This window comes from Hahella ganghwensis DSM 17046 (genome assembly GCF_000376785.1).
Classification (GTDB): domain Bacteria; phylum Pseudomonadota; class Gammaproteobacteria; order Pseudomonadales; family Oleiphilaceae; genus Hahella; species Hahella ganghwensis.
Genome location: NZ_AQXX01000016.1, coordinates 1 through 1,931, shown reverse-complemented (window position 1 = coordinate 1,931; position 1,931 = coordinate 1). Strand labels below are relative to the sequence as shown.

Sequence of the window (1,931 nt, the reverse complement as noted above, 5' to 3'; positions counted from 1 at the left end):
CCCCCGCCGGAAGACCAAGGGTTCCTGCGCAACGCTAATCGGCGCAGGGTGAGTCGGCCCCTAAGGCGAGACCGAAAGGTGTAGTCGATGGGAAATCGGTTAAAATTCCGATACTTTGTATTGCTGCGATGGGGGGACGGAGAAGGCTAGGCCAGCACACTGTTGGATGTGTGTTTAAGCCCGTAGGGAGTGAACTTAGGTAAATCCGGGTTCATAATCCTGAGAGGTGATGACGAGGTCTCTTAACGAGACTGAAGTGGTTGATGCCCAGCTTCCAGGAAAAGCCTCTAAGCTTCAGGCAATACAGAACCGTACCCCAAACCGACACAGGTGGTCAGGTAGAGAATACCAAGGCGCTTGAGAGAACTCGGGTGAAGGAACTAGGCAAAATGGTGCCGTAACTTCGGGAGAAGGCACGCCGTCATGTACGTGAAAGCCCTGCGGCTGGAGCGGAAGGCGGTCGAAGATACCAGGCCCCTGCGACTGTTTATTAAAAACACAGCACTCTGCAAACACGAAAGTGGACGTATAGGGTGTGACGCCTGCCCGGTGCCGGAAGGTTAATTGATGGGGTTAGCTTCGGCGAAGCTCTTGATCGAAGCCCCGGTAAACGGCGGCCGTAACTATAACGGTCCTAAGGTAGCGAAATTCCTTGTCGGGTAAGTTCCGACCTGCACGAATGGCGTAACGATGGGGGCGCTGTCTCCACCCGAGACTCAGTGAAATTGAAATCGCAGTGAAGATGCTGTGTATCCGCGGCTAGACGGAAAGACCCCGTGAACCTTTACTACAGCTTCACAGTGAACTTTGAACCTACTTGTGTAGGATAGGTGGGAGGCTTTGAAGTGGCGACGCCAGTTGTCATGGAGCCATCCTTGAAATACCACCCTGGTATGTTTGAGGTTCTAACTCTGGCTGGTTATCCCGGTCGAGGACATTGTGTGGTGGGTAGTTTGACTGGGGCGGTCTCCTCCCAAAGAGTAACGGAGGAGCACGAAGGTGCGCTAAGTACGGTCGGACATCGTACGGTTAGTGTAATGGCATAAGCGCGCTTAACTGCGAGACCCACACGTCGAGCAGGTACGAAAGTAGGTCATAGTGATCCGGTGGTTCTGTATGGAAGGGCCATCGCTCAACGGATAAAAGGTACTCCGGGGATAACAGGCTGATACCGCCCAAGAGTTCACATCGACGGCGGTGTTTGGCACCTCGATGTCGGCTCATCACATCCTGGGGCTGAAGCCGGTCCCAAGGGTATGGCTGTTCGCCATTTAAAGTGGTACGCGAGCTGGGTTTAGAACGTCGTGAGACAGTTCGGTCCCTATCTGCCGTGGACGTTGGAGATTTGAGAAGAGTTGCTCCTAGTACGAGAGGACCGGAGTGAACGAACCGCTGGTGTTCGGGTTGTGATGCCAATTGCATTGCCCGGTAGCTACGTTCGGACAGGATAACCGCTGAAAGCATCTAAGCGGGAAGCCCCCTTCAAGATGAGATCTCCCTGAGGACTTGATCCTCCTAAAGGGCCCTTGTAGACCACGAGGTTGATAGGCTGGGTGTGTAAGCGCTGCGAGGCGTTGAGCTAACCAGTACTAATTGCCCGAGAGGCTTGACCATATAACACCGAAGTGATTTAGGTGTTTTGTGAAAGAGTATAATCAACTTGCTTATCCGATTGTTACGAGTGATCGAATGCCGATTTTATCAGTGGCCTTGCGAAGGTAAGAAAGCAGGGTTGCGAAACGAACAAGCCAAGGCTTAGCAGTTTCGCCTGATGATCATAGCGAGCTGGAACCACCTGATCCCTTTCCGAACTCAGAAGTGAAACAGTTCAGCGCCGATGGTAGTGTGGTTCGTCCATGCAAGAGTAGGTCGTCGTCAGGCTTCTAATACATAAAGAAGGCTCATCCTAGCGGATGGGCCTTTTTTATTGG

At 52.7% G+C, this 1,931-nt stretch carries 2 rRNA genes; both read left to right on the top strand.

Going from position 1 to position 1,931, the window contains the following annotated elements:
* Positions 1–1,614 (top strand): 23S ribosomal RNA (locus F566_RS0100160); the annotation flags it as partial.
* A gap of 153 nt (positions 1,615–1,767) precedes the next feature.
* Positions 1,768–1,881: ribosomal RNA gene (rrf, locus tag F566_RS0100155) — 5S ribosomal RNA — on the top strand.
* Positions 1,882–1,931: the final 50 nt, after the last annotated feature.